The 23,730-nt window shown below is 70.0% G+C and carries 23 protein-coding genes; 6 read left to right on the plus strand and 17 right to left on the minus strand.

Features of this window, described 5'->3' with window-relative positions; genetic code table 11:
* The 9 genes from IEY33_RS15780 to rpsL form a co-directional block, all read right to left on the minus strand.
* Positions 1 to 314: GTP-binding protein (locus IEY33_RS15780; protein WP_229671076.1), on the minus strand; the 314-nt coding region annotated here is incomplete at its 3' end.
* A 359-nt stretch (positions 315 to 673) separates the two neighbouring features.
* The gene (locus IEY33_RS15785) at positions 674 to 1,624 is read right to left on the minus strand and encodes a DUF2167 domain-containing protein (protein ID WP_188964255.1); all 951 of its coding nucleotides are present in this window, start codon (positions 1,622 to 1,624) and stop codon (positions 674 to 676) included.
* Between the two features lie 150 nt (positions 1,625 to 1,774).
* Positions 1,775 to 2,971, minus strand: coding sequence for a BMP family ABC transporter substrate-binding protein (locus IEY33_RS15790; RefSeq protein ID WP_188964256.1), 1,197 nt, complete (start codon positions 2,969 to 2,971; stop codon positions 1,775 to 1,777).
* Positions 2,972 to 3,112: 141 nt separating this feature from the next.
* Positions 3,113 to 3,982: an ABC transporter permease gene (locus IEY33_RS15795; RefSeq protein WP_188964257.1), complete on the minus strand. Its 870-nt coding sequence runs from the start codon at positions 3,980 to 3,982 to the stop codon at positions 3,113 to 3,115.
* Positions 3,983 to 4,010: 28 nt separating this feature from the next.
* Positions 4,011 to 5,066, minus strand: a complete 1,056-nt coding sequence (locus IEY33_RS15800) for an ABC transporter permease (protein ID WP_188964258.1) — start codon at positions 5,064 to 5,066, stop codon at positions 4,011 to 4,013.
* Positions 5,066 to 6,631 carry an ABC transporter ATP-binding protein gene (locus IEY33_RS15805; RefSeq protein ID WP_188964259.1) on the minus strand — a complete coding sequence of 522 codons (1,566 nt, stop codon included), beginning with the start codon at positions 6,629 to 6,631 and terminating at the stop codon, positions 5,066 to 5,068. The genes IEY33_RS15800 and IEY33_RS15805 overlap by 1 nt, the downstream gene beginning before the upstream one ends.
* Positions 6,632 to 6,849: 218 nt before the next feature.
* Positions 6,850 to 8,943: an elongation factor G gene (fusA, locus tag IEY33_RS15810; protein WP_188964260.1), complete on the minus strand. Its 2,094-nt coding sequence runs from the start codon at positions 8,941 to 8,943 to the stop codon at positions 6,850 to 6,852.
* A 125-nt stretch (positions 8,944 to 9,068) separates the two neighbouring features.
* Positions 9,069 to 9,539: a 30S ribosomal protein S7 gene (gene rpsG, locus IEY33_RS15815; RefSeq protein WP_188964261.1), complete on the minus strand. Its 471-nt coding sequence runs from the start codon at positions 9,537 to 9,539 to the stop codon at positions 9,069 to 9,071.
* Between the two features lie 172 nt (positions 9,540 to 9,711).
* Positions 9,712 to 10,119 carry a 30S ribosomal protein S12 gene (gene rpsL, locus IEY33_RS15820; RefSeq protein WP_188964320.1) on the minus strand — a complete coding sequence of 136 codons (408 nt, stop codon included), beginning with the start codon at positions 10,117 to 10,119 and terminating at the stop codon, positions 9,712 to 9,714.
* A gap of 238 nt (positions 10,120 to 10,357) precedes the next feature.
* Between rpsL and IEY33_RS15825 the strand changes: the two genes are divergently transcribed.
* The 3 genes from IEY33_RS15825 (at position 10,358) to IEY33_RS15835 (ending at position 13,576) form a co-directional block, all read left to right on the plus strand.
* Entirely contained in the window at positions 10,358 to 10,732 is a 375-nt protein-coding gene (locus IEY33_RS15825; RefSeq protein WP_188964262.1) for a ComEA family DNA-binding protein, read from the plus strand.
* A complete protein-coding gene (locus tag IEY33_RS15830; protein WP_229671077.1) occupies positions 10,732 to 12,981 on the plus strand; it encodes a DNA internalization-related competence protein ComEC/Rec2 in 2,250 nt (749 codons plus the stop codon). Before IEY33_RS15825 ends, IEY33_RS15830 begins: the two co-directional genes overlap by 1 nt.
* A gap of 97 nt (positions 12,982 to 13,078) precedes the next feature.
* Positions 13,079 to 13,576, plus strand: coding sequence for a hypothetical protein (locus tag IEY33_RS15835; RefSeq protein WP_188964263.1), 498 nt, complete (start codon positions 13,079 to 13,081; stop codon positions 13,574 to 13,576).
* A gap of 179 nt (positions 13,577 to 13,755) precedes the next feature.
* Here the strand turns inward: IEY33_RS15835 and nrdR are convergent, their stop codons facing one another.
* Both nrdR and IEY33_RS15845 read right to left on the minus strand, forming a co-directional pair.
* Entirely contained in the window at positions 13,756 to 14,208 is a 453-nt protein-coding gene (nrdR, locus tag IEY33_RS15840) for a transcriptional regulator NrdR (protein WP_188964264.1), read from the minus strand.
* A 2-nt stretch (positions 14,209 to 14,210) separates the two neighbouring features.
* Positions 14,211 to 14,957: an SDR family NAD(P)-dependent oxidoreductase gene (locus tag IEY33_RS15845; protein WP_188964265.1), complete on the minus strand. Its 747-nt coding sequence runs from the start codon at positions 14,955 to 14,957 to the stop codon at positions 14,211 to 14,213.
* Positions 14,958 to 15,165: 208 nt separating this feature from the next.
* Here IEY33_RS15845 and IEY33_RS15850 point away from each other — a divergent pair, with 208 nt between their 5' ends.
* The 3 genes from IEY33_RS15850 to phnE all read left to right on the plus strand — a co-directional run bounded on the left by IEY33_RS15850 (position 15,166) and on the right by phnE (position 18,651).
* Positions 15,166 to 16,044, plus strand: a complete 879-nt coding sequence (locus tag IEY33_RS15850) for a phosphate/phosphite/phosphonate ABC transporter substrate-binding protein (protein WP_188964266.1) — start codon at positions 15,166 to 15,168, stop codon at positions 16,042 to 16,044.
* A gap of 76 nt (positions 16,045 to 16,120) precedes the next feature.
* Entirely contained in the window at positions 16,121 to 16,867 is a 747-nt protein-coding gene (phnC, locus tag IEY33_RS15855; RefSeq protein WP_188964267.1) for a phosphonate ABC transporter ATP-binding protein, read from the plus strand.
* Positions 16,864 to 18,651: a phosphonate ABC transporter, permease protein PhnE gene (gene phnE, locus IEY33_RS19360; RefSeq protein WP_229671078.1), complete on the plus strand. Its 1,788-nt coding sequence runs from the start codon at positions 16,864 to 16,866 to the stop codon at positions 18,649 to 18,651. The genes phnC and phnE overlap by 4 nt, the downstream gene beginning before the upstream one ends.
* A gap of 155 nt (positions 18,652 to 18,806) precedes the next feature.
* On the opposite strand, the gene hemA is transcribed toward phnE, so the two are convergent.
* The 6 genes from hemA to IEY33_RS15890 form a co-directional block, all read right to left on the minus strand.
* Complete coding sequence (gene hemA, locus IEY33_RS15865) at positions 18,807 to 19,919, minus strand: glutamyl-tRNA reductase (RefSeq protein ID WP_188964268.1); 1,113 nt, start codon at positions 19,917 to 19,919, stop codon at positions 18,807 to 18,809.
* The gene (locus IEY33_RS15870; protein ID WP_188964269.1) at positions 19,916 to 20,473 is read right to left on the minus strand and encodes a precorrin-2 dehydrogenase/sirohydrochlorin ferrochelatase family protein; all 558 of its coding nucleotides are present in this window, start codon (positions 20,471 to 20,473) and stop codon (positions 19,916 to 19,918) included. The genes hemA and IEY33_RS15870 overlap by 4 nt, the downstream gene beginning before the upstream one ends.
* Positions 20,474 to 20,611: 138 nt before the next feature.
* On the minus strand, positions 20,612 to 22,102 hold the full coding sequence (gene cobA / locus IEY33_RS15875; protein ID WP_188964270.1) for a uroporphyrinogen-III C-methyltransferase: 1,491 nt from the start codon (positions 22,100 to 22,102) through the stop codon (positions 20,612 to 20,614).
* Between the two features lie 62 nt (positions 22,103 to 22,164).
* Positions 22,165 to 22,647 carry a hypothetical protein gene (locus IEY33_RS15880; protein WP_229671079.1) on the minus strand — a complete coding sequence of 161 codons (483 nt, stop codon included), beginning with the start codon at positions 22,645 to 22,647 and terminating at the stop codon, positions 22,165 to 22,167.
* On the minus strand, positions 22,644 to 23,237 hold the full coding sequence (locus IEY33_RS15885; protein ID WP_188964271.1) for a ferric reductase-like transmembrane domain-containing protein: 594 nt from the start codon (positions 23,235 to 23,237) through the stop codon (positions 22,644 to 22,646). Before IEY33_RS15885 ends, IEY33_RS15880 begins: the two co-directional genes overlap by 4 nt.
* 4 nt (positions 23,238 to 23,241) lie before the next feature.
* Positions 23,242 to 23,691 carry a DUF1775 domain-containing protein gene (locus IEY33_RS15890; RefSeq protein WP_188964272.1) on the minus strand — a complete coding sequence of 150 codons (450 nt, stop codon included), beginning with the start codon at positions 23,689 to 23,691 and terminating at the stop codon, positions 23,242 to 23,244.
* Positions 23,692 to 23,730 lie beyond the last annotated feature (39 nt).

Raw genomic sequence — 23,730 nt, forward strand, 5'->3', positions numbered from 1 at the left:
AGGATCGCGCCGTCCATCTGCGCGGCGCCGGTGATCATGTTCTTGACGTAGTCGGCGTGGCCGGGGCAGTCCACGTGGCTGTAGTGGCGGGATTCGGTGTTGTATTCGACGTGCGCGGTGTTGATGGTGATGCCGCGGGCCTTCTCTTCCGGCGCCTTGTCGATCTGGTCGTAGCGCTGCGTTTCGATGCTCGGGTCGGCCGAGGCCGCCGTGAAGGTGATCGCCGCCGTCAGCGTGGTCTTGCCGTGGTCGACGTGCCCGATCGTCCCCACGTTCACGTGGGGCTTGGTGCGTTCAAACGTTCCTTTCGCCATGATTCCCTCTCTCCAAGTGGTCTTGCGGGCGCATGCAGAGGTCCCCCTTTGATCGGGTTTCCGTTGCAGCAGTTTCCCGCCGACATTGGGTTTCTTCTCGCCTGGGCCGTGTCCGTCCTCGAGGCAACAATGCACTGTTCTCTCAGCTTGGCATGCAAAAGCCACGCCTTTGCTCAGCGCACCGAGGGTACATATTAGCCGAAAACGCCTCCCAGCGCAAGGCCCGGCCGCGCCGTGCCGGACAGCCCGGCCCCCGCTGGGCGCGGGCGGGCGTGAACCGGGCGGTCCTGTCCCCCACGAGGGAACAGGACCGCCCGGGAGCGGACCGGTCGAAGGGTCAGGAAGGCAGGTCGCCGGGTTTACCGAGGTTGACCGGGGCGGCCACGGTATGCCGCGTGTCCTGCAGGGCGACCTGGGTGGTGACCTGGGGCGGCGTGAGGTCCGGGGTGGGCACGCCACTCGCAGCGACGGGAGCAGGCGCCGTGCCCAGCCTGGACTGCACGCTGCGCTTGATGCGAGACAGCAGGGCCAGGCCCGCCAGGATGAGGATCCAGCCCTTTTTGAGCAGGAACGGCAGCAGGGCCAGCAGCCCGAGTTTCTTGGCGGCCACGCCGCCCGCCACCAGACCCGCGATCCCGTCTACCCTCGCTGTAGTCCTCGTAGCGGTGACCGGCCGTGAACGTCACGTTCGGCAGCACCGACTGCATGACCTGCCGGATCTGCACGAGCTGCGAGGCCGCGCCGACCGCGTTCAGTTCGAGCACGTCGTCGCGGCTCAGCACGCGCACCGCGTAATTCAGGGTATGGTCGCCCCTGCCCGCCGTACCGAAGGCGAGTTCCTTGGCCCAGATCATCTTGTGCTGCGCGGCGTCGTAGCTGGGCGGTTCGGCCCAGCCGACCAGCGTGATCGGCTCGTCCCCGGCCTTGACGCGCTCGGCGTTGCCTTCCTGCACGCGGTCCTGCATGCCGCGCAGCAGGTCGGCGTAGTCGGTGCGGGCGGCGTCGGCGTCGCTGACGTGCCCGTCGCGGTTCTCGGTCATGACGATCGCCCAGCTGTCCTGCGCGCCTGGGGTGGTCCCGCCCGGCACGAGCAGGCCCAGCACGTCGTCGGCCGCCTCGGGCGGGTTCCCCCACTCGTCCACGATGACGGTGCGGGCGTCCGCAGCGTTCAGGTGGCGCAGGGTGGGCGTCGCCTGCACGGTCACCTTGCCGCCCAGCACGGGAATCGTGCCGGTCTGGCCGTGCAGGGTGGGTGTGGCGGCGAGCGCGGAGCCGGTCAGGAAGGCGCAGAGCAGCAGAACCTTTTTCATGAGATCTTCACCATATCCTGGGAATTCTCATGGTGGGGCCACACCTGTCGTCCGTCCGGACATCGCGCCTCCTGCCGAAGACTGGCGCAATGAACAGGAATCGGGCCAGCCTCCCGCGCGGGAGGCTGGCCCGGAACCTGGAGGGGCGGGTTACTTCTTGGGTTCGTCGGCAACCGCGCCGACCACGCCGGGCGCGATCCAGCCCATGCTGTTCAGTTCGGCCACGCTGGCGACCTTCCCGGCAGGGACGCGCACGATGCCGTTGCGGTCCTTGATGGGGCCCATGAAGGGATCGAAGGTGGGCTTGGGGCTCTTCATGTCGGCGGTGAGGGCCATCAGGCGGTCGTACACGCTGACCGTCTTGCCCGCGACCGTCATCTTGGCGGCCTTGAGCTGCGGCACCCACTTGGGGTTCACGGCGACGCCCGCGTCCGCGCCGGACTCGACGGCGCCGGTGTTCATGAGGGACCAGTAGTCGACGTTCGCGAGGTTCTTGGCGGTGTACGTGCCGCTGTGGACCTTGGTGAGGAAGTCGATGTAGATCTTGTCCCAGTGCGCGATGTGGCCCGCCACGACGTAGTCGGGGCTGAACTTGTACATGCTGTTGTAGTGGCTGAAGGTGGGAACCTTCCTGGCGGCGGCGGTCTGCACGCCGGTGGCGCTGTCCTCGGCGCTGCTGAGCACGTCGTCACCCTGCGAGAGGAGCGCTTCGCTGGCCTCGCGGGTCTTGGCGGGGTCGAACCAGCTGTTGAGCCACTTGACGTCCACGACGGCCTTGGGGTTGGCGGCCTTGACGCCGAGCGCGAAGGCGCTCAGGTGGCGTTTCAGTTCGGGGATGGGGAAGGTGCCGACGAAGCCGACCTTGCCGCTCTTGGTGAGGGCGCCCGCCACGAGGCCGTTGAGGTAGTAGATCTGGTAGAAGTCGGCCATGTACGTGGCCATGTTGGGGGCGCGCTTGTATCCGGCGGCGTGCGCGAAGATCACGTTCGGGTACTTCTTGGCGGCGGCGAGCGTGTCGTCCATGTAGCCGAAGGAGGTGGTGAAGATCACCTGGCACTTGTCGGCGACGAGGCGGTCGATGGCGGGAAGCGCCTGGCCTTCCTGGACGCTCTCGACGTACTTGGTTTCCAGCCAGGGGAGGGCCTTCTCGGCGGCCTGGCGGGCCTGGTCGTGCGCGTAGGTCCAGCCGATGTCGCCGCGCGGGCCGACGTACACGAAGCAGGCCTTGAGTTTGGCGCTGCCCGTCTGGGCCTGGGCGGGGTTGAGGGTGCTGGCGACGGCGGCGACGCCCGCCCCGAGGGCCAGGGCGAGGGTCAGGGACTTCTTGCTGGGGGTGCTTGCCTTCATGGGGGCCTCCTGGGCGCGGGATGGGCGGAGTGTGAGTGTGTGCTTCACGCCGGGTGAAGCGGTGTGCAGATTGTAGAGTATTTAGACGACGAAATGTTTAAAAATTTGTCCCGACCTGCACAAGACCCCCCGAAAACGTGCTCAGCGTTCGCCGCGCGTGTACGGCTGGCCCAGCGCCTCCGGGGCCGCCCCCTGCTGCCCGCGCAGGCCCGCGATGCCCAGCACCACGATCACCAGCACGTACGGCATCGCCGAGAACACCTCGGTCGGCACCGGACTCTGCCCCTGCAGCCGGAACTGCAGGTAGTACAGCAGCCCGAAGAACACCGACCCGAACACCGCCCGCAGCGGACTCCAGCCCACGAAGATGACGAGCGCCACCGCGATCCACCCCAGGCCCGCCGTCATGCCGTCCGTCCACGAGGGCCGGTACACCAGCGACAGGTACGCGCCCGCCAGTCCCGCCAGCGCGCCGCCCACCGCGACCGCCGCGTAGCGGACCAGACCCACGTTCAGGCCCAGCACGTCCGCTGCCGCCGGGTTCTCCCCCACCGACCGCAGGGTCAGGCCCACGCGCGTGAACTGCAGCACGCCGCCCAGCACGACCGCCAGCACGATCGCCCCCACCGTGAACGGCCACTGCGGCGGCTGGTTGAAGAGCGGAAAGCCCTCGAACTTCTTGCCGAGCAGCCCCGACAGCCCCAGGCCCAGCAGCGTCAGGCTCAGGCCCGACACGAACTGGTTGGCGCGCAACGTGATCGTCACGAAGGCGTGCAGCAGCGCCGCCACGGCCCCCACCAGCATCGCGGCCAGCACCGCCAGCCACAGGTTCCCGCCCATCCCGCCGCCGTACGCGACCGCGAATCCCGCCAGCGCCCCGAGCGCCATCATGCCCTCCACGCCCAGGTTCACCACGCCCGCCCGCTCGTTCACGATGGCGCCCAGGCTGGCGAGCAGCAGCGGCGTCCCGAACGCCAGCGCGCGCAGCAGCGCGTCCAGAATGTCGTTCATACCTTCTCCTCCAGGGTTCGCAACCGCATCAGCGGCCCACCTTCAGGCGGTACCGGACGAACACTTCCGACGCGATCAGCGTGAACAGGATGATGCCCGAGAACACGTCCGTGATGCGGTACGGCATGTTCAGATCGATCTTCAGCACGTCGCCGCCCGCCAGGATCACGCCCATCAGCAGCGCCGTCACGATGCACAGCAGCGGGTTGCCGCGCGCGAGCCACGCCACGATGATCGCCGTGAACCCGTACCCGAGGCTGATCTGCGACGGTTCCAGCAGCTTGTGCTGAATGCCCGCCACCTCCCCCACCCCGGCGAGGCCCGCCATGCCGCCCGTCAGGAGCGCCACCAGCAGCGTCACGCGCCACGCACTGATGCCCGCGTACCGTGCCGCACCGGGATTCTCGCCCACCACGCGCAGCTCGAAGCCGCGCGTGCTGCGCGACAGCAGCAGCTGCAGGCCCGCCGCGAGCAGCACGCCCAGCACCAGCGTCGCGATGCCGACCTGCGTGCCGGGCAGCGTCGCGAGCTGCGCGGACGCCGGGAAGTCGTCGGTGTAGATGAAGCCCCGCACGTTCTGCCCCTTCCACGGCCCGGAGATCAGGTACACGACCAGTGACGTCGCCACGTAGTTCAGCATCAGGGTGGACAGGATCTCGTTCACGCGCAGGCGCGAACGCAGCCACGCCGCGAGCAGCGCCCACAACGCCCCGCCCACGAAACCCGCCACGAAGATCGCCGGGACCATCAGCGGAGCGGGCACCGGCACGAACAGCGCCACGCCGCCCGCGAACACCGCGCCGAGCAGGATCTGCCCCTCCGCGCCGATGTTGAAGAACTGCGCGCGGAACGCCAGCGTCAACCCCGCGCCCGTCAGCAGCAGCGGCGCGGCGCGGCGCAGCACCTCCGCGCGGCCCTGCGCGGACAGCAGCGTCCCGCTGAACATCGACCCGTACGCCTCCAGCGGCGACACGCCGTACAGCGCGAACACCGCGCCCGCGATCACGAGCGCCACCACCAGCGCCGACAGCGACACCCACAGCGGCCGCCAGCGGCCCGGACTGGACAGCTGCACGAACCGCATCACAGCGCCACCCCGGACCCGGACGCGAGCCCGCCGCCCGCTCCGTGCGCCTCACCCGTCCCGCCGGTCATCAGCAGGCCCAGGCGTTCACGCGTGACGCTGCCCACCGGGAACGGCCCGAGCAGCTGCCCGTGGTACAGCACCGCGATCCGGTCCGACAGGCCCATCAGTTCCTCCAGGTCCTCCGACACGATCAGCACGCCCGCCCCCTCGTCCTGCGTCTTGGAGAGCAGCACCGTGTGCACCTGATCCGTCGCGCCGATGTCGAGCCCGTACGTGGGATGCACCGCCAGGATCAGCTTCGGACTGCCCGCCAGCTCGCGCGCCAGGATCACCTTCTGGATGTTCCCGCCCGACAGCAGCCGCGTGGCCGTGTGAATGCCCGGCGTGCTGATCGCGTACGCCTGCACCTCCCGCTGCGCCCAGCCGTCCAGCGCCTTCAGGTCACGCAGGCCCGCGCGGCTCAGTGGCGCCTGACCGTACTGCCGCAGGCTGAGGTTCTCCGCGACCGTCATGCTCGGCACCGTCCCCATGTGGATGCGGTCCTCGGGAATGTGCGCCACGCCCCGCGCGAACAGTTCGGCGGGCGTGCCGGTCAGGGCCTGCCCGTCCAGCTCCACGCGGCCCGCGTCGGGCATCAGCAGGCCCGACAGCACCTCCACCAGTTCCGTCTGCCCGTTCCCGGCGACGCCTGCCACGCCGATCACCTCGCCACGGTGCAGCGTGAACGTCACGTCGTCCAGCGCCTTCAGGCCCCGGCTGCCGCGCGCCGACAGGCCGCTCACCTGCAGCAGCGGCCCGCCGGGACGCACGTCGCCGCGCTTGCGTTTGAACACCACGCTCTTGCCGACCATCATCTCCGCGAGCCCCTCACGGGTCGCGCCGACCGTGGACGCCTCGCCCACCACCCGGCCGCGCCGCAGCACCGTCACGCGGTCACACACGGCCAGCACCTCCTCCAGCTTGTGCGAGATGAAGATCAGGGACTTCCCGTCCGCGCGCAGTTCCCGCATCACGCGGAACAGCCCCTCGGCCTCCTGCGGCGTCAGCACGCTCGTCGGCTCGTCCAGGATCAGCACCTGCACGCCGCGCAGCAGGGAACGCAGGATCTCCACGCGCTGCTTCTCGCCGGGCGACAGGTCACGCACGCGCGCGTCCGGGTTCACCTGCAGCCCGTACCGGCCGCTCAGCTCCTGAATGCGCGCACGGATGCCGCGCGCCGGGAACAGCGCCGAGCCCGCCCCCAGCGCGAGGTTCTCCGCGACGGTGTGCCGCGACACCAGCATCGGGTGCTGCGGCACCAGCCCGATCCCCAGCCTCAGGGCGTGCGCGGGCGACGCGATCTGCACCGGACGGCCCGACAGCAGCAGCTGCCCCTCGTCCGGACGGTACAGGCCGTACATGATGGAAATCAGGGTGGACTTGCCCGCGCCGTTCTCGCCGAGCAGCGCCAGCACCTCCCCGGAACGCAGGCTGAGCGACACGTCGTCGTTCGCGGTCACGCCGGGGAAGCGTTTCGTGACGCCACGCAACTCCAGAACAGGGGGGCCAGAAGAATCAGTCATGCGCCTCCAGAAGCAAAAAAGAAATCAAGCGCCGGCCCGGAGGTACGGGAACAGCCGCTTGCTGAGGAAATGATGACACATCGCGCCGCACGGCGTCAGCGGCGCCCGCACGCCGACGCCCGCCGGTCTGGACAGGTTCTGCCCGCCCCGGCAACGGCACACAGAAGAAGGCGGGCGACCCCCCGTGAGGGGAGCCGCCCGCCGACCCGGAACGGGTCTTACTTCTTCATCAGCGCTTGCGCGATGTTGTTGGGGACCTGGGTGTAGTGGTCGAAGAACATGCTGTAGCTGGCGCGGCCCTGCGTCATGCTGCGCATGTCGGTCGCGTAGCCGAACATCTCGCTGAGCGGCACGAAGGCCTTCACGATCTGCGCGTTGCCGCGGGCTTCCATGCCCTGAATCTGGCCACGGCGGCTGTTCAGGTCGCCGATGATGTCGCCCATGAAGTCGTCAGGCACGGTCACTTCGACGCGCATGACGGGCTCCAGCAGGGTGGGGCCACCCTTCTGGACGGCTTCCTTGAGCGCCATGCTGCCGGCGATCTTGAAGGCCATTTCGGAGGAGTCGACTTCGTGGTACGAGCCGTCGTACAGGCTGACCTTCATGTCCACGACCGGGAAGCCGAGCATGGGGCCGCTCTGCATGGCTTCCTCGATGCCGTTCTGGGCGGGCTTGATGAACTCGCGGGGCACGGTGCCGCCCACGACGACGTTCTCGAACACGAAGCCACTACCCGGGGGAAGAGGTTCGGCCTTGATCTTGACGTGGCCGAACTGACCGCGACCGCCGGACTGACGCACGAACTTCCCTTCGACGTCCACGGCCTTGGTGATGGTCTCGCGGTACGCGACCTGGGGCGCGCCGACGTTCGCGTCGACCTTGTACTCGCGCTTCAGGCGGTCCACGAGGATCTCGAGGTGAAGCTCACCCATGCCGGCGATGGTGGTCTGACCGCTTTCGGGGTCGGACTCCACGCGGAAGGTGGGGTCTTCTTCCGCGAGGCGCTGCAGGCCGATGCCCATCTTGTCCTGGTCGGCCTTGGTCTTGGGCTCGATGGCGAGCTTGATGACGGGCTCGGGAACATCGATGCTCTCGAGGAGGACCTTCTCGTCACCGTCACCGATGAGGGTGTTGCCGGTGCCGGCGTCCTTGAGGCCGATGACCGCGCCGAGCTCGCCGGCCTTGAGTTCGGTGACGTCCTCGCGGCTGTTGGCGTGCATGCGGAGCAGGCGGCCGACGCGTTCGCGCTTGCCCTTGCTGGCGTTGAAGACGTACGAGCCGCTGCTCAGGGTGCCCGAGTAGATGCGGACGAAGGTCAGGCGGCCCACGTAGGGGTCGGCCATGATCTTGAAGGCGAGCGCGGCGAGCTTGCCGTCGGGGTCGGCGGGGAAGTCGCGGGTCTCTTCGCTGTCCTCGATGTGGCCGCGGATGGCGGGCACTTCGAGGGGGCTGGGCAGGTAGTCCACGACGGCGTCGAGGAGCAGCTGCACGCCCTTGTTCTTGAGGGCCGAGCCGCAGAGGACGGGGAAGATCTTCTTCTCGACGGTGCCTTTACGGAGCGCGGAGACGAGTTCCTCGACGGTGGGCTCTTCGCCTTCGAGGTACTTGTCCATCACAGCTTCGTCGACTTCGGCGGCCGCTTCGATGAGCTGGGCGCGCATCTCGCGGACCTTGTCCATGTACTGCTCGGGGATGTCGGTCTCTTCGATGTCGGTGCCGAGGTCGTTGGTGTAGGTGTGGGCACGCTGACGGACGAGGTCGATGATGCCCTTGAAGTCGCTCTCCTGACCCATGGGGTACTGGATGGGCGCGGGGATCGCGCCGAGACGTTCACGGATGTCGCTCAGCACGAGTTCGAAGGACGCGCCGGTCTTGTCCATCTTGTTGCTGAAGGCGATGCGGGGCACGCCGTAACGGTCGGCCTGACGCCACACGGTCTCGCTCTGCGGCTCGACGCCCTGGGAGCTGTCGAACACGGCGACGGCGCCGTCGAGGACGCGCATGCTGCGTTCCACTTCGATGGTGAAGTCCACGTGGCCGGGCGTGTCGATGATGTTGACGGTGTACTCTTCACCGGTCGCGCTGTGCTTCCACTTGGCGGTGGTGGCGGCGGCGGTGATGGTGATGCCGCGCTCGCGCTCCTGCTCCATCCAGTCCATGGTGGCGGCGCCGTCGTGCACTTCGCCGATGTTGTGGGTGCGGCCGGTGTAGTACAGGATGCGCTCGGTGGTGGTGGTCTTGCCGGCGTCGATGTGCGCGGCAATCCCGATGTTGCGGAAGTGGGTCAGGTAACTCGTAGCCTTGGTGGTCATGTCGTCTCCTTGGACGTTGGGGTCGCGCGCACGCTCCCGGACAGAAAACAGGACAGCGGCGCAACGACCCCTGTCCGTGTCGCCCTTCAGGTTCGCGGGGAACCTTCAGGGCTGTGTCAGAAGTCTTACCAGCGGTAGTGCGCGTAGGCGCGGTTGGCTTCCGCCATGCGCTCCACGTCGTCTTTCTTCTTGATGGCGCCACCGCGGCCCTGCGCGGCGTCCATGATCTCACCGGCGATGCGCTCCATGGCGGTGCGCTCGGGGCGGCTGTCGGCGGCGGCGGTCAGCCAGCGCAGGGTGAGGCTCTGCACGCGGCGGGGGCTCACTTCGACGGGCACCTGGTAGGTGCTGCCGCCGACGCGGCGGCTGCGGACTTCGACGCGGGGCTTGATGTTGTCGAAGGCCTGCTTGAAGACCTTCAGCGGCTCCTGGCCGGTGCGCTCCTGCACCAGGCGGCAGGCGCCGTAGAAGATACGGCTGGCGATGTTCTTCTTGCCGTCTTCCATGATGCGGTTGATCATGGCGCTCACCAGCACGTCCTGGTAGACCAGGTCGGGGATGATGGGACGGACTTCTGCTCTGCGGCGTCTTGCCATGTGTGCCTCTCGATCTCGCCCACCATGAATACCCAGGGCGAGAGAATCTTCTCGGGCGGCCCAGAGTGGGGTGCGCCCAATACTGCATCGGGTGAATGCTGCGTTGCTTGGAAGGGTGAATCAGTACATCGGCCTCACCTCCGGGGGGTTGCCCCCGGACGGTTCGGGGGAGTTACTTCTTCTTGCCGGCGGCGGCGGGTGCGGCGCCAGCCTTGGGCTTCTTGGTGCCGTACTTGGAGCGGCTCTTGTTGCGGTTCTTGACGCCCTGGGTGTCGAGGGAACCACGGACGATGTGGTAGCGCACACCGGGAAGGTCCTTCACACGTCCGCCGCGGATCAGCACGACGCTGTGCTCCTGGAGGTTGTGCCCCTCGCCGGGGATGTAGGCCGTCACTTCGAAGCCGCTGGTGAGACGCACGCGGGCAATCTTACGGAGCGCCGAGTTGGGCTTCTTGGGGGTGGTGGTCTTGACCACGGTGCAGACGCCACGGCGGAAGGGGCTACCCTTCAGCGCAGGAACCTTGCTCTTCTTCTGAAGCGTGGTGCGCCCCTTGCGGAGCAGTTGTTGGGTGGTGGGCAGTGCGATCACTCCTTTGGTGCTGATAAATCACTGATGGATTGCCTCTGAGCGCGTGTGCAGCATGTCCACGCTGCCCCGAGGCGGAGCGAGAAACTGAGCGGCTGCAACCTTGCCGGGCAGTTTCCAACCCTGGCATATTACCCGTTCGTGGGGGGCGGCGCAAGGAGCGCAGGGCACACTCGGGCCTGTCTCCACAGTTGCCCTGCGCGGCCCGGCGGCAGCTGCCATCATGCAGGGGATGCGGCACGACCCGGCGACCCCGCTGCACGCCCTGCTGGTGGGCGCGGCCCTGCTGTGCGGCGGCTGGGCGCTGTGGCCCGCGCTGTTCCCTGCCGCGCGTGCGCCCACCGTGACGCACGAGCGGCGGGCCGCGCCGGGTCCGGCCGCCGCACGGGAGTACCCGGCGACGGCCAGCATCACGCCGCTGGTGTCGGGGCGGCTGAACCTGAACACCGCGACGCGCGAGCAGCTGGAGAGCCTCCCGAAGGTCGGTCCGGCGCTGGCAGAGCGCATCGTGGCGGGTCGGCCGTACCGGAGCCTCACGGACCTCGATGCCGTGAAGGGCGTCGGCGCGGCCCTGATGAAGACCCTCACGCCGCTCGTGACGTTCTGATGGGCGAACACTCCGACCGGACCACCGTGACCGGCCGCCATTCCCCCTCCCCTGCCCCGGCGGGCACGGCCGCGCCTGTCACGCGCGCCGGGTGGCGGGACCGCATGCCCGCACCGCTCCCTCCGCTGCTCGGCCTGATGGCCGGCATCCTGCTGGCATCCGGGTCCGGGTGGGGCTGGCCGCTCGGCGCGCTCGGCCTGCTGCTCGGCGCGTCCCGCAGCGCGTGGCTGCTGCCGCTCGTGCTGCTGGCGGGCACGGTCGGCTTCGTGCGGGAGCAGGCGTGGGCGCGGCAGCCGGACCCGCTCGCCCCGTACGTGGGCGGCACGCTGACCGTGCGGGGCCACTGGGACGGTCAGTTCCTGAGCCTGCGCGAACCGCCCGCCCGGATCGCCCTCTCCCCGAAACCGCACGCGCCGCCCGGCGAACTCACGGTGCGCGGTACCCTCACCCGCCCGCCCGCGCGGCGCATCCCGGGCGGCTTCGATTACGCGTTCTGGCTGCGCTCGCAGGGCGTGCAGGCCCTCCTGGCAGGCACGGCCGTGCAGAACAGCACAAAGGAACCCGGCTTCCGCTCGTGGTTCCGGCGGGGGCTGGCGTCCGGCCTGCCCCCACAGGAGGCGGCCCTGCTGACCGCCGTGGAACTCGGGGACCGCGGCGCCCTGGGCGACCCGGCCGTGAACGCGTCCGGGGACGTGCAGGACGCCTTCACGCGCGCCGGGCTGGCGCACCTGATGGCGCTCAGCGGTCAGAACGTCGCGGTGCTCGTCGGGCTGCTCGGGCTGATCTTCGCGCGGACGCCGCTCGGCCAGGTCGGGAACGCCCGCTTCCCCGTCATGATGCTGCTCCTGCTGGGGTTCCTGTGGCTGGTCGGGCCGTCCCCCAGCATCGTGCGGGCCGTCAGCATGGGCGAACTGGCCCTGCTGGGCCTGTGGCTGGGACGCGGGCGGCTTGACGTGTACGGCGTGCTGACCCTCACGGCGCTGGGTGGCCTGATTGCCCAGCCCGCGTGGCTGTTCGACGTGGGCTTCCAGCTCAGTTACCTCGCGGTGCTGGGCCTGACGCTCTCCGGCCGGGCCGCGGCGCGCCTCCCGGAACGCTGGCCGCAGTGGCTGCGCCTCGCCGTGGTCGCCACGCTGCTCGCGGAGACCTTCACGCTGCCGGTCGTGGCCGGGAACTTTCATCAGGTGCCGCTGGTGGGCCTGCCCGCCAACCTGCTCGCCGAGGCCGTCATGACGCCGCTCGTGCCGCTGGGCCTGCTGGCCGGGCTGCTCGGCCCGCTCGGCTGGCTCGTCAACAGCGTGAACGGCCTGCTGCTGGACGCGCTGCTGTGGACCGCCCGGACCTTCGGCGCGGCGCCCACCGTGGCGTGGGGCAGCGTCAGTCCCGCCGGGTACGCCGCGTACGCGGTGTTCGCCGTGACGCTCGCGGCGTGGCTCACCGGCCGCGCGCGGGCGTGGGTGCTCGCGGCCGTGACGCTGCTGGGCGTGCTCTGCACCGCGCTGCCCGCCCGGCTCGTCCCGGCGCGCGAGGTGGTGTTCCTGGACGTCGGGCAGGGGGACAGCACCCTGATCCGCGCGAACGGTCTGAACGTCCTCGTGGACGGCGGCGGCACACCCAGAGGCGACTACGACGTGGGGGCGGGAACGGTCGTGCCTGCCCTGCACGCGCTGGGCGTGCGCGCCCTGGACGTGGTGGTCGCCACGCACGCCGACGCCGATCACATCGAGGGTCTCGTCAGCGTGCTGGGCCTCGTGCCGGTGGGTGAACTGTGGATCGGGCAGCGCAGGACGGACGATCCGCTGCTGGCCGCCCTGCTGGACGCGGCGGCCGCGCGGCACGTGCCGGTGCGCGAGGTGCGGCGCGGCGACCGGGTGCAGTCCGGGGACATCCGGCTGGACGTGCTGTGGCCGGTCGGTCCCCCGTGGAGCACCGCCGACAACGACAACAGCGTGGTGCTGGAACTCGTCAGCCCGCACTTCCGGACGGCCGTGCTGGGCGACCTGCCGGACCCGGCCGAGACGCTGCTGGGCGTGGGCCCGCTCGACCTGCTGAAGGTCGCGCACCATGGGAGCCGCTTCTCCAGTGGCGAGGCGTTCCTGCAGGAGACGCGGCCCGTGGACGCCGTGATCAGCGTGGGCCGCAACACGTACGGTCATCCGAACGCGGACCTGCTCGCGCGGCTGCAGGCGCGCGGCGTGCACGTGTGGCGCACCGACGAGGTCGGCACGGTCCGCTGGCCCATCCCCTGACGCGCCTTCCGGAGCGAGCGGGGACGCCCCCGCTCCCTGAAAGGTGGCAGCGGTCAGGCTGGAACCAACCCTCATGCAGTCCCGGATACTGGGAATCATGAGCACCCTCGACGGACGTATCGGCGGCATCCGGGTCGGGTACGACCTGCACGCGAACTGGGACGGCAAGCAGCTGCAGGGCCGCATCGGCGGGCACCTGAACGGCCGCGACATTCACCTCACGCTGGACGGCGAGCGGGTAGAGGGCCGCGTCGGCGGGCACCTGAAGGGCTTCGACGCGGACGGGCACCTGAGCGACACCAGCCTCAAGGCGCGCCTGGGCGGCCTGATCGAGGGGGACGACGTGCGCGCGACCCTCACGCCCACCGGAGCGGACGGGCGCTTCAGCGGACGCATCGACGGCAAGGACGTGCACCTCGACCTGCGGGGCGAACGCCTGCAGGGCCGCATCGGTGGGACCGTGAACGGCAAGGACGTGGACCTGCGCGTGCAGGGCGTGCCGCTGGGCTTGGCGGTGCTGGCGGCCGTGTGCGCGTACAAGGCGCTCGAAGACCACGAGAACGCCGAACGGGAAGAGGAAGAGCGCGGCGAGTGACACGGTGTTGATCCGATTCCAGGGATGCCGGGAGCAGCGCCGACATCCCTTCCACCTCCTCAAAACCCTGCTTGTTGGCGCCCTTATCGCTCGACTGAACTCCAGAAGTTCAGCTCAACACCGTATGACGTGCCGTCCGGGGGAACTGCCTCGCGTGCCTGCCGATCGGTGAAGTCCGGTCAGGTGTCGTCCTGCTCCTTGAGGCCCTGGATTTCCTCGATGAAGCGCTCCAGGCTGTCGAAGTCGCGGTACACGCTCGCGAAGCGGATGTAGGCCACGTCGTCCAGGGGGCGCAGAAAGGTCATGGCGCGCTTGCCGATCTCGCGCGCGTCGATCTCGGGGGCCTGCACCTCGTCCTCGAAGCCGTACGCGAAGGCGCGGAGCGTCTCGGCGGACACGGGGCGTTTCTCGGTGGCGAGCGTCAGGCCGCGCAGGAGTTTGTCGGGGTTGAAGGCCTGCCGGACGCCGCCGCGCTTGACGACCATCAGCGGTTCGAGCTGCGCGCGCTCGTAGGTGGTGAAGCGCCGCGCGCAGCTGAGGCACTCGCGTCTGCGGCGGATGGCGCTGCCGTCGTCGCCGGGGCGGGAGTTGACGACCTTGCTGTCGGGCGCGGAGCAGTACGGGCAGCGCACGGTCAGGGGCGGCGCACGTCGTGCAGGACGTTCACGTCGCTGCCGCGCGCGGGGACTTGAGGCATGGGCACGCGGACGATGTTGCCCTGCAGGTGCTGCAGTTCCGGCAGGGCGAGCGCGAGGACGGCGTCCGCGAGGGGCTTGTCGAGCGTCTCGTCGCCGCTGGGCGCGCGGCCGGGCAGCACGAGGTTCACGCGCAGGTCCTCGACGTGCGCGTGTTCCACGAGGCCGCGCAGCGCGCCGCGTTGCGGGGAGACGTGCAGGCCCTTCTCGTCCAGGTGCGGGCCGATGATGGTGAGCCACGTGCTCTGCAGGTAGCGGCGCGTGAGCTGCGTGATGGCGACGGCGGACTTCACGTTGCAGTTGAAGAGGTCCATCCATTCGCCCTCGCTGAGCAGCGTGAAGCTGCTGTGCGCGCGCTTGTCGGCGAGGTGGACGACGCCGTGCAGCGCGCCGAAGATCTCGAGGATGCGGTTCTGTGCGCTGCGCCAGTCGAGGGGGACGCCCACGTCGGCCTTGATGGGGATGGCGGTGCCGCCCATCAGGGCCTCGCCGTAGCCGTGGCGGGCGGTGCTGGCCTCGATGATGCTGGCGTGCGCGGCGAGACTCTCGGGGTTCACGCCGATCAACACCACGTCGGCCCCGGCGTGCGCGAGGGCGCTGCTGATGACGCGGCCGTAGCCCTGGTCGGCGCCGGTGACGGCGATCACCTGGCCCTGGAGGCGCGTGTCGGGGTGGGCGGTGGCCATAGGACCGTCAGTATACCGCTGCGGGAAGGGCGGCCCTGCCGGACGAACCGCCCCTCATGTTCAGCTGACAATCTGTCCTATATACTCCATTTCTGTTGTCTAGTTCTGAGGACGGAGCATGACGACCCTTCATCTGCCGGAAGGCCCCGCCGGGGCATCGGAACGACCGCAGCACGTCACATCAATCCCAAGACTCGCGAGGATCACCATGAAGAAGAGCCTGCTTGCCCTGACCGCCCTTGCCGCCATCAGCACCGCCAGCGCCGCCGAGAACTGCCGCGTGGTCAACATGGGCTTCAACCCCGCCCAGGACAGTGCCGCCGTGCTGACGAACGGCAACGCCATCGCCAAATACCTCGAAACGAAGATTCGCGGCGTCCAGATCAAGACGACGGTCGCGCAGGACTACCAGGCGCTCGTCGAGGCGACCCGCAGCGGCAAGCTCGACTTCGCGTGGCTGTCGCCCGTCAGCTACGTGCAGGCGCACGATCAGGCGAAGGCCGTGGTGCTCCTCAAGAGCGTCCGCAACGGCGGCCCGTACTACTGGAGCGCCTTCGTGGTCCGCAAGGACAGCGGCATCAAGACGCTGAACGACCTGCGCGGCAAGACCATCGCGTGGATCGACCCCAACAGCGCCGCCGGGTACACCTTCCCCCGCGCGACGCTCGTCGCCAAGGGCATCAACCCCGACACGTTCTTCAGCAAGCAGACCTTCGCCGGGAAGCACGACGCGGCCGTGCTGTCCCTCGCGAACGGCAGCGTCGACGTGATCGCGACGTTCAGCAACAACACCCAGGGCACCAGCGGCAGCTGGACGCAGTACCTGCCCGCCGACAAGGCCGCGCAGCTCGTGCCGGTCGTGTACAGCAAGCCCATCCCCGGCGACACCCTCAGCGTGCGCGCCGACTACCAGAGCGGCTGCGCCGACGTCACGGCCCGCATCCGCAGCGCCATCGTCGGCATGAAGAGCGACCCGGCCGCCACTGGCCTGCTCAAGAAGCTGTACACCATCGACGCGATGATCCCCGCGCAGGACAGCGACTACAACGTCGTCCGTCAGGCCATCGCCGCCAGCGCCAAGAAGTAAGCCCCGTCCCGCCGCTGTCGGCTGCCGCTGAAAAGCGCGTGGCCGACAGCGTTTTCCGTACCACCCCGGAGTTTCAGTGATCGAAGTCAAGAACCTCACCAAGATCTACCCCAACGGCACACGCGGCCTGGACGACGTGAACGTCGACATCCAGAACGGCGAGTTCGTGTGCGTGATCGGCCTGTCCGGCGCGGGCAAGAGCACCTTCCTGCGCTGCCTGAACCGCCTGAACACCGCCACGTCCGGCCAGATCCTGATCGACGGCGAGGACATCGCCTTCGCGGAAGGCGCGAAGCTGCGCAGCATCCGTCGCCGCATCGGGTTCGTGTTCCAGCAGTTCAACCTCTCGACCCGCCTGACCGCGCTGGAGAACGTGCTCGCGGGCCGCCTCGGGTACCACAACCGCTTCGTGGGCGCGCTCGGCCTGTACCCGCAGGCGGACATCGAACTCGCGCAGAACGCGCTGGACCGCGTGGGCCTGGGCGACAAGAAGGGCGTGCGCGTCGACGAGCTGTCCGGCGGGCAGCAGCAGCGCGTCGCGATCGCGCGCGCCGTCGCGCAGCAGCCGACCCTGATTCTGGCGGACGAGCCGATGGCGAGTCTGGACCCCAAACTCAGCAACGTGATCATGGGTCTGCTCAAGGGCTTCAACAAGGACGGCATCAGCGTCGTCGTGAACATTCACGTGCTGGAACTCGCGACCGCGTACGCGGACCGCATCCTGGGCTTCAACAAGGGCCGACTCGTCTTCGACGGGCCGCCCTCCGCCCTGACGGAGAGCGAGATCGAGCGCATCTACTCGGGGAGCGTGGCGGACCTGTGAGCACGGCACTTCTGACGGCCCTGGTGATCGTGGGCTTCGTGTGGCTGTCGCGCGGCTCGGGCCGCCGCCTCGGCCTGATCGGAACGGTCGGCATGCTGCTGACCTTCGTGGCGCTGCCGTTCGTGGACGTGATCGGTGCACGCACCGACCAGAACATCGCGCCGACCGCGCTGGCCCTCTCGGCCCTGTACCCGGCGCTGTGGCTCGCGCCGCTCCTGGCGCTCGTGACCTTCGTGGCGAGCTTCCACGTGCCGGAACGCGTATCGGCCGCGCTCCTCACCCTGACGGGCGTGGCGGCCGTCGTGACGGCCCTCGCCTTCCAGCAGGGCCCGGACCGCTTCCTGACGCTGCACGCCGTGCCGGGCGTGCTGGAGATCGCGTTCCCGCTCGGCCTGGCCGCCGCGCTGTACCTGCTGCTGCTCAGCACGCACCCCACCGGCCGCGCCCGCACCACCGGCATCGCCGTGACGGTCGGCGTGCCCGTGCTGCTCGCCGCGCTGCTCTTCTCGGGCAGCGGCAAGACGCTCTTCCCGCAGCTGCGCGGCTACTACCAGACGGGCGGCGACGTGAACGCCGCGCAGTCGCAGCTGATCGTGAAGGACTGGGCGCTCGACATTCAGGACTACCTGCAGGCCGACGTCGCCAAACGCGCGCAGGACTGGAAGGACACCAATGCCAAACTCGCCGCTCCGGCCGCCGGGACGGACCGCGCCAAGCAGCGCAAGGACCACTACGACCTGCTCGACGAGTTCCAGCTGCAGCGGCGCACGCCCGGCGACGTGACGCCCCTCCCCGCCACCCTGCAGTCGCCCGCCGACATGCCGTACGGTTTCGCGCCCGGCCCGGCCGCCAGTGACGCGGGCGTGCGCCGCGTGATCGCGCGCGCGCAGGAGTACGGCTTCCAGACGTGGATGCTGTTCGGCGTGCTGGCCCTCGGGGGCGGCGTGATCGCCCTGACGCGCCGCCGCCTGCTCGCCCCGCCCGAAGCGGGCAGCGTTGCCGCCACGCAGGAACGCCGCGCGGAACTGAGCAGCAGCGTCACGCTGGCCCTGATCGTCGTCGCGGTCGCGGCGGGCTTCCACAGCACCGGCTTCAACTTCCGGGACCTGTGGGTGAACTGGCCGTGGATCACGGACTTCCTCGACCGGGCCACGCCGCCCGACGCGGCCTTCCTGTCGGACGTGATGCGCGAGATGCTCATCACCATCAACATCGCCCTGATCGGCACGGTCGTCGCGGCCGTCTTCGCGCTGCCGCTCAGCCTGCTCGCCGCCCGCAACCTCACGCAGAACAGTCTGCTGACGCGCAGCTTCTACTTCGTCACGCGCACCTTCTTCAACGTGGACCGCGGCGTGGACACCCTGATCCTCGCGCTGATCCTCGTGGCCGCCGTGGGTCTCGGACCGTTCGCGGGCGCGCTCGCGATGGCCGTCCACAGCGTCGCCGACCTCGGCAAGCTGTACTCCGAAGCGATCGAGAACGCCGACCAGGGCCCCATCGAGGCGCTGGAGTCGGCGGGCGCGCCCGGCACGAGCGTCGTCCGCTGGGGTCTGCTGCCGCAGGTGCTGCCGCTCTTCCTGAGCTACACCCTGTACCGTTTCGAGATCAACTTCCGCGTCAGCATCGTGCTGGGCTTCGTGGGCGCGGGCGGCATCGGCTTCCTCGTCAACGAGACCATGCGCGGCGGCGGGTACCCGAAAGCCATGACGGCCATCATCGTGATCGTGCTGGTGGTCAACATCCTCGACTTCATCAGCGCCGCCATCCGCAGACGCCTGGTGTGACCCAGGAGGCATGAAGGCAGCGCCCCCGATCCTTCCGGTCGGGGGCGCTGCTCTTGCTGATCTGCGGTATGCACGCAGGGGCACGGAGTCCGTCGCATACGGTGTTGATGCTCGCTCCGCTCGGCTGAACTCCAGGAATTCAGCTCAGAACCGTATCAGTCGCTGGCGAGGGCCGGCTGGTGCTGGGCGCGCGCGCGGCCCGCTTCGCGGAAGGCATTCCAGCGGGTGAGGTCCATGACGCCCTGCGCGATGATCGTCTCGGCCTGCGGGATGAGTTCCGTGCGGGACGCGAGGTTGCGCTGCACGATGCCTTCGAGGTCGTCGAGGTTGTAGAGGTGCGCGCCGGACACGCCCGCGATGGCGGGGTCCAGGATGCGCGGCACGGAGATGTCGATCAGGAACATGGGGCTCACGCGGCCCTGCATGGCGTCCTGCACGCCTTCCGGACGCAGGACGTAGTGCGGGGCGCCGCTGGACGCGATGACCACGTCCGCTTCGGGCAGCAGGGTGTGCAGCATCTCGGACGCGCAGGCGCGACCGCCGACCTTGTCGGCGAGCTGGCGGGCGCGTTCCTCGGTGCGGTTGACGACGATCACGTCGCGGACGCCAGCGGCGCGCAGGTGCGTGAGGGTCAGTTCGGCCGTCTCGCCTGCCCCGACGATCAGAGCGGTGCGGCCTTCGAGGTTCCCGAAGATGCTGGTGGCGAGCTGCACGGCGGCGCTGGAGACGCTGACGACATTGTCGTTGAGGCCCGTCTCGTGCCGGACCTTCTTGCCGGACGCGAGGGCGCCCTGCGCGGCCTTGTTGAGGAGGGCGGCGGTGTCGCCGCGCGCGGAGGCGTCCTGCCACGCGCGTTTCACCTGGCCCTGGATCTGCGTCTCGCCGATCACGAGGCTGTCGAGGCCCGCCGCGACGCGGTAGAGGTGGTCGGCGGCGCGCACGCCCTGGTACACGTACAGGTGCGAGCGGAGCGCGTGTCCCCAGGCACCCTCGAAGGCGCTGATGGGGTCGCCCTGCACGCCTGCCATGTACACCTCGGTGCGGTTGCAGGTGGAGAGCAGCATGACTTCGCGGGCGTGCTGGCGCAGGTGGTGCAGCAGGGCTTCCTGTTCGCCGTCGCGGACGGTGGCGCGTTCGCGGACCGCGACGGGCGCGGTCTTGTGGTTGAGGCCCACCACGGACAGGTTCAGGTCGGGCGTGCCGTGTTCCTGGAAACGGAGCACGGTCGGGCAGCGCGTGAGGGGTGTCAGGTGGGGCGCGGCGGTCATGCGGTCACTCCGACGGTGCGGCGGATGTCGCGGCGCAGCGTGCCGAGGGCTTCGTCGCGGGCGGGGCCGGTCAGGGTGACGGCCTGCTCGCGGCGTTCGGCCCATTCGTCGAGGGGGAGCGTGCCGGGCAGCGCGTCCGCGATGCGTTCGCGGAGCGCCTGCGCCAGCATGGGGAGTTCGCGGCCGGTGCTGAGGGCGACCTGCACGCCGCCGCGTTCGAGCGTGGCGGGGAAGCGCAGGTTGCCGCGTTCGGCGTGCCCGGCGTGCCCGACGAGCAGGCCGAGGGCGCGGGCGTCCGTGGTGACGCGGTCGTTGACGGCCGTATCGTCGGTGCAGGCGAGGACGAGGCGCGCGCCGAGCAGGTCTCCGGGGTGGTAGGGGCGCTCCATGCAGGTGACATCCTGCGCCCGCACGTCCGGGGAGATGGTGGGCGCGATGACGCTGACGCGCAGGCCCGCCGCGAGCAGGGTGGGGACGCGGCGGGACGCGACGGCGCCGCCTCCCACGACCACGGCGGTTTCACCGTGCAGGTCGAGGAAGGCGGCGAGCAACATGCACCGAGTATACCGGGCGGGTCCGGGGCTGGCAGGGGCCGGAAGTCCCCCGGCGCGTGCGGGGCTGTTACCGGGCGGGTGAACGCACGCGGCCCGCAGGTCGGTGGTCCGGCGTACGTGTGGCCCCTGCGGGGCGGGTCAGGGGGCGGTGTGCTGCACGGCCTGCGCGGCGGCGTCCACGAGTGCGTCGAGGCTGGGCGTTTCGGCCATCACGATGCGCCTGAAGCCCAGGGCGCGGGAGGCGTCGGTCGTCTGGGGACCCATGGTGGCGACCGTGAAGTCCGTCCCGGCGAGCGCCGCGAGGTGCCGTGCGGCACTGCCGGACGCGAGCGTCACGACGTCCGACCCGCGCAGCCGTTCCAGCTCGTTCAGTTCCGGTTCGGCCGCCTCGGTGCGGTACGCCTCGGTGCGCGCGTACAGGATCCCGCGCGCTTCGAGCGCGTCCTGCAGTTCCGCCTCCGCGAGCTGCGACGTGAGGTGCAGCACGCGCGCGCCCGGCCCGGCGGGCAGTTCGGCCCCCAGGTGACGCGCGCCGGGCGTGCCGGGCACGAAGTCGGCGCGCAGGCCACGCTCCTGCAGGCTGCGCGCCGTGGACGGCCCGACCGCCGCGATCCGCAGCCCGCCGAGGGCACGCACGTCCAGTCCCGCCGCGTCCAGCGCCGCGAACAGCGACGTGACCGCCTGGTTGCTGGTGAGCAGCAGCCATTCCGGGCGCGGCTCGGCCTGCAGGGCACGGACGACCGCGTCAGGGTCGGACGGCGCGGCGAAGCGGATGAGCGGCACCTCCAGCACGTTCGCGCCGCGTGCGCGCAGCAGGTCCACCAGACCGCTGCCGCCGTCGCGGGTGCGGGTGACGGCCACGTGCCGTCCGGAGAGCGGCCCGCCGTGCTGCAGGTCGAACCACCTCAGCTGGTCGCGCAGGCGCACGACCTCGCCCACCACCGTCACGGCGGGCGCTTCGAGGCCCGCGCGTTCCACTTCGCCCGCGATGGTGGCGAGCGTGCCCGTCACGGTCCGCTGCTGCGGCGTGGTGCCCCACTGGATGGTCGCGGCGGGCGTCCCTGGCGGGCGTCCCGCCTGCATCAGTTCGCGCGCGATCACGTCGAGGTTCCGGACGCCCATCAGCAGGACCAGGGTGTCCACGCCGCTCAGGCGCTCGTAGTGCGCGTCGCCTTCCTTGACGTTGCCGGTCAGGACCGCGAAGGACCGCGCGACGCTGCGGTGCGTGACAGGAATGCCCGCGTACGCGGCCGCCGCGATGGAACTGCTGATGCCGGGCACCACCTCGAAGGGAATGCCGGCCTCGGCGCACGCTTCGGCTTCCTCGCCGCCCCGCCCGAACACGTACACGTCGCCGCCCTTGAGTCGCGCGACGCGCTGCCCGCCCTCCGCCTGCGCGGTCTGGACGAGCAGCGCGTTGATCTGCTCCTGCGAGATGTACTCCGAGAAGCCCTTCTTGCCGACGTACACGGTCCGGGCCTGCGGGCAGTGGCGCAGCAGGTCGGGGTTGGCGAGGTAGTCGAACAGGACCACGTCGGCCTGCGCGAGCGCCTCCTTGCCCTTGAGGGTCAGCAGGCCGGGGTCGCCCGGACCGGCACCGATCAGCGAGACAAAAGCACGGGAAGTCATGCGTACAGGCTAATGCGGGCACACGGGATTTTGGGGAACTGCAGCCACGTCCGGGGGACGCCTCAGTGGTTCATGTCCATGCCGCCCGTTCCGGCCACGTCGGCGCGCACCACCCACGACAGTTTGAACTTGCCGAACGTGGCGCCCGCACGGGGCGTGCCGTTCAGGACGAGGGTGTACGCGCCCGGCGTGGGGAAGTTCAGCACGCCTTTCAGTTCACCTTTCGCCTGCGTGAGCCTGGGGCGGCTGAGGGGGGTGGCGCCCGCGCGCACGCCGCCCGCGTACACGCTGAGGGTGCAGGCGCACTGGGTCAGCAGGACGGGCGTGCCGCCCTTCTGGTTCACCTCGAAGTAGAAGGCGTTGGCCCGGCCGACCACGGGCGCGTCGTCGGGCTCGATGTGCAGCAGGCCGCCGACGTTGCCGTCGCGGGCGATCTCGTGCGCGGACGCGCCCGGCATGGCGAGCGTCAGGGCGGCGAGGCCCACGGCGAGCGCGGCCGTGCGGCGGGCCCAGGGTGTGCTGGGGGTGCGGAGTTCGTGGGTCATGAGGGGATCCTCCGTTGAGGGGTGCGGGGGCGGATGAGGAACAGGGCGACGCTCAGCGCGAGCAGCAGGACGGCCGTCCAGCGCAGCGGCGCGAGCCCGAAGTGCACGCCGGCCCACGCGGTGTGCAGGGCGCTGAGCAGCGTGAGCCACGGTCCGGCGCGGTGCAGGGTCTTCCAGCGGCGGCCCAGGCGGCGCTGCGCGGCCGGGAAGGACGTGAGGGCCAGCGGGAGGAGGCCCGCGAGCGCCACCGTGCCTGCCCAGATGCTCGCCTGCGTGTCCCGGTTCAGGAACAGCAGGTTGCTGGGGTCGCCCTGCAGGACGTGCTGCACGGCCAGCAGCGCGTGGTATGCGCCGTACGCGAAGGCGGCGAGGCCCAGCGCGCGCCGTTGCGGGCGCAGGGGAGGCACGGTGCGGGTGAGCAGCACGAGCAGCAGGGCGGCGAGCGACAGGAAGCCGTACAGTTCCTCGCGCCGTTCGGGCAGCGCGCCGACCGGTGCCACGATCCGCAGCAGCAGTTCGAGGTTCAGGGGCAGCAGCAGGGCCACGGCGAGCGCGAGGGGTGCGCCCGCGCGGGATGAGCGCGCGGTCACGGGCTTACTTCAGGCTGAGCTTGCTGGCGGGCGTGGCGGGGTCGCTGTCGTCCCACGCGACAGTGCTGCCGTCCGCGTACGTCTGGTAGACCTTCCAGACGAGCGTGCCGGTGTCGGCGGGGTTGGTGGCGCTGAACAGGAAGCGCTGGAATTCCATGGGCTGGATGCGGCCGCGCCACGTCACTTCGGTGACGGTGCCGTTCGCGTCGCGGGTGAGGGTGCGGACGAAGCCGGGCACCGGCAGGAAGCGCGTGACCTTCACGCCGGCCGGGACGATCATGCGGACGGTGGTGGTGGCGACGTCCTTCTCGACGGGGACCTGCAGGCGGTACGTTTCGCTCGCTCCGGCCTTGCTCTCGGCGAGGCCCGTCTCGGTCTTGACGGTGGCGTGCGCGGCGGCGAGCGAGAGGAGGGCGGCGGCGGTCAGGGCGAGCAGGTTCTTGAGGATGGTCATGGGGTCCCCCTGGACGGCCCTACGGTGGGGCGGTCCGGT

Source organism: Deinococcus aquiradiocola (genome assembly GCF_014646915.1).
Lineage (GTDB): Bacteria > Deinococcota > Deinococci > Deinococcales > Deinococcaceae > Deinococcus > Deinococcus aquiradiocola.

Bases quoted from the DNA above. Each gene is read 5' to 3' on its own strand.
- IEY33_RS15785 (WP_188964255.1), bottom strand. From the start codon at position 1,624: ATGAAAAAGGTTCTGCTGCTCTGCGCCTTCCTGACCGGCTCCGCGCTC.
- IEY33_RS15795 (WP_188964257.1), bottom strand. From the start codon at position 3,982: ATGAACGACATTCTGGACGCGCTGCTGCGCGCGCTGGCGTTCGGGACG.
- IEY33_RS15870 (WP_188964269.1), bottom strand. From the start codon at position 20,473: ATGTTGCTCGCCGCCTTCCTCGACCTGCACGGTGAAACCGCCGTGGTC.
- IEY33_RS15805 (WP_188964259.1), bottom strand. From the start codon at position 6,631: ATGACTGATTCTTCTGGCCCCCCTGTTCTGGAGTTGCGTGGCGTCACG.
- IEY33_RS15880 (WP_229671079.1), bottom strand. From the start codon at position 22,647: ATGACCCACGAACTCCGCACCCCCAGCACACCCTGGGCCCGCCGCACG.
- IEY33_RS15830 (WP_229671077.1), top strand. From the start codon at position 10,732: ATGGGCGAACACTCCGACCGGACCACCGTGACCGGCCGCCATTCCCCC.
- IEY33_RS15800 (WP_188964258.1), bottom strand. From the start codon at position 5,066: ATGCGGTTCGTGCAGCTGTCCAGTCCGGGCCGCTGGCGGCCGCTGTGG.
- IEY33_RS15825 (WP_188964262.1), top strand. From the start codon at position 10,358: ATGCGGCACGACCCGGCGACCCCGCTGCACGCCCTGCTGGTGGGCGCG.
- fusA (WP_188964260.1), bottom strand. From the start codon at position 8,943: ATGACCACCAAGGCTACGAGTTACCTGACCCACTTCCGCAACATCGGG.
- IEY33_RS15835 (WP_188964263.1), top strand. From the start codon at position 13,079: ATGAGCACCCTCGACGGACGTATCGGCGGCATCCGGGTCGGGTACGAC.
- IEY33_RS15790 (WP_188964256.1), bottom strand. From the start codon at position 2,971: ATGAAGGCAAGCACCCCCAGCAAGAAGTCCCTGACCCTCGCCCTGGCC.
- cobA (WP_188964270.1), bottom strand. From the start codon at position 22,102: ATGACTTCCCGTGCTTTTGTCTCGCTGATCGGTGCCGGTCCGGGCGAC.
- IEY33_RS15845 (WP_188964265.1), bottom strand. From the start codon at position 14,957: ATGGCCACCGCCCACCCCGACACGCGCCTCCAGGGCCAGGTGATCGCC.
- hemA (WP_188964268.1), bottom strand. From the start codon at position 19,919: ATGACCGCCGCGCCCCACCTGACACCCCTCACGCGCTGCCCGACCGTG.
- IEY33_RS15890 (WP_188964272.1), bottom strand. From the start codon at position 23,691: ATGACCATCCTCAAGAACCTGCTCGCCCTGACCGCCGCCGCCCTCCTC.
- IEY33_RS15850 (WP_188964266.1), top strand. From the start codon at position 15,166: ATGAAGAAGAGCCTGCTTGCCCTGACCGCCCTTGCCGCCATCAGCACC.
- rpsG (WP_188964261.1), bottom strand. From the start codon at position 9,539: ATGGCAAGACGCCGCAGAGCAGAAGTCCGTCCCATCATCCCCGACCTG.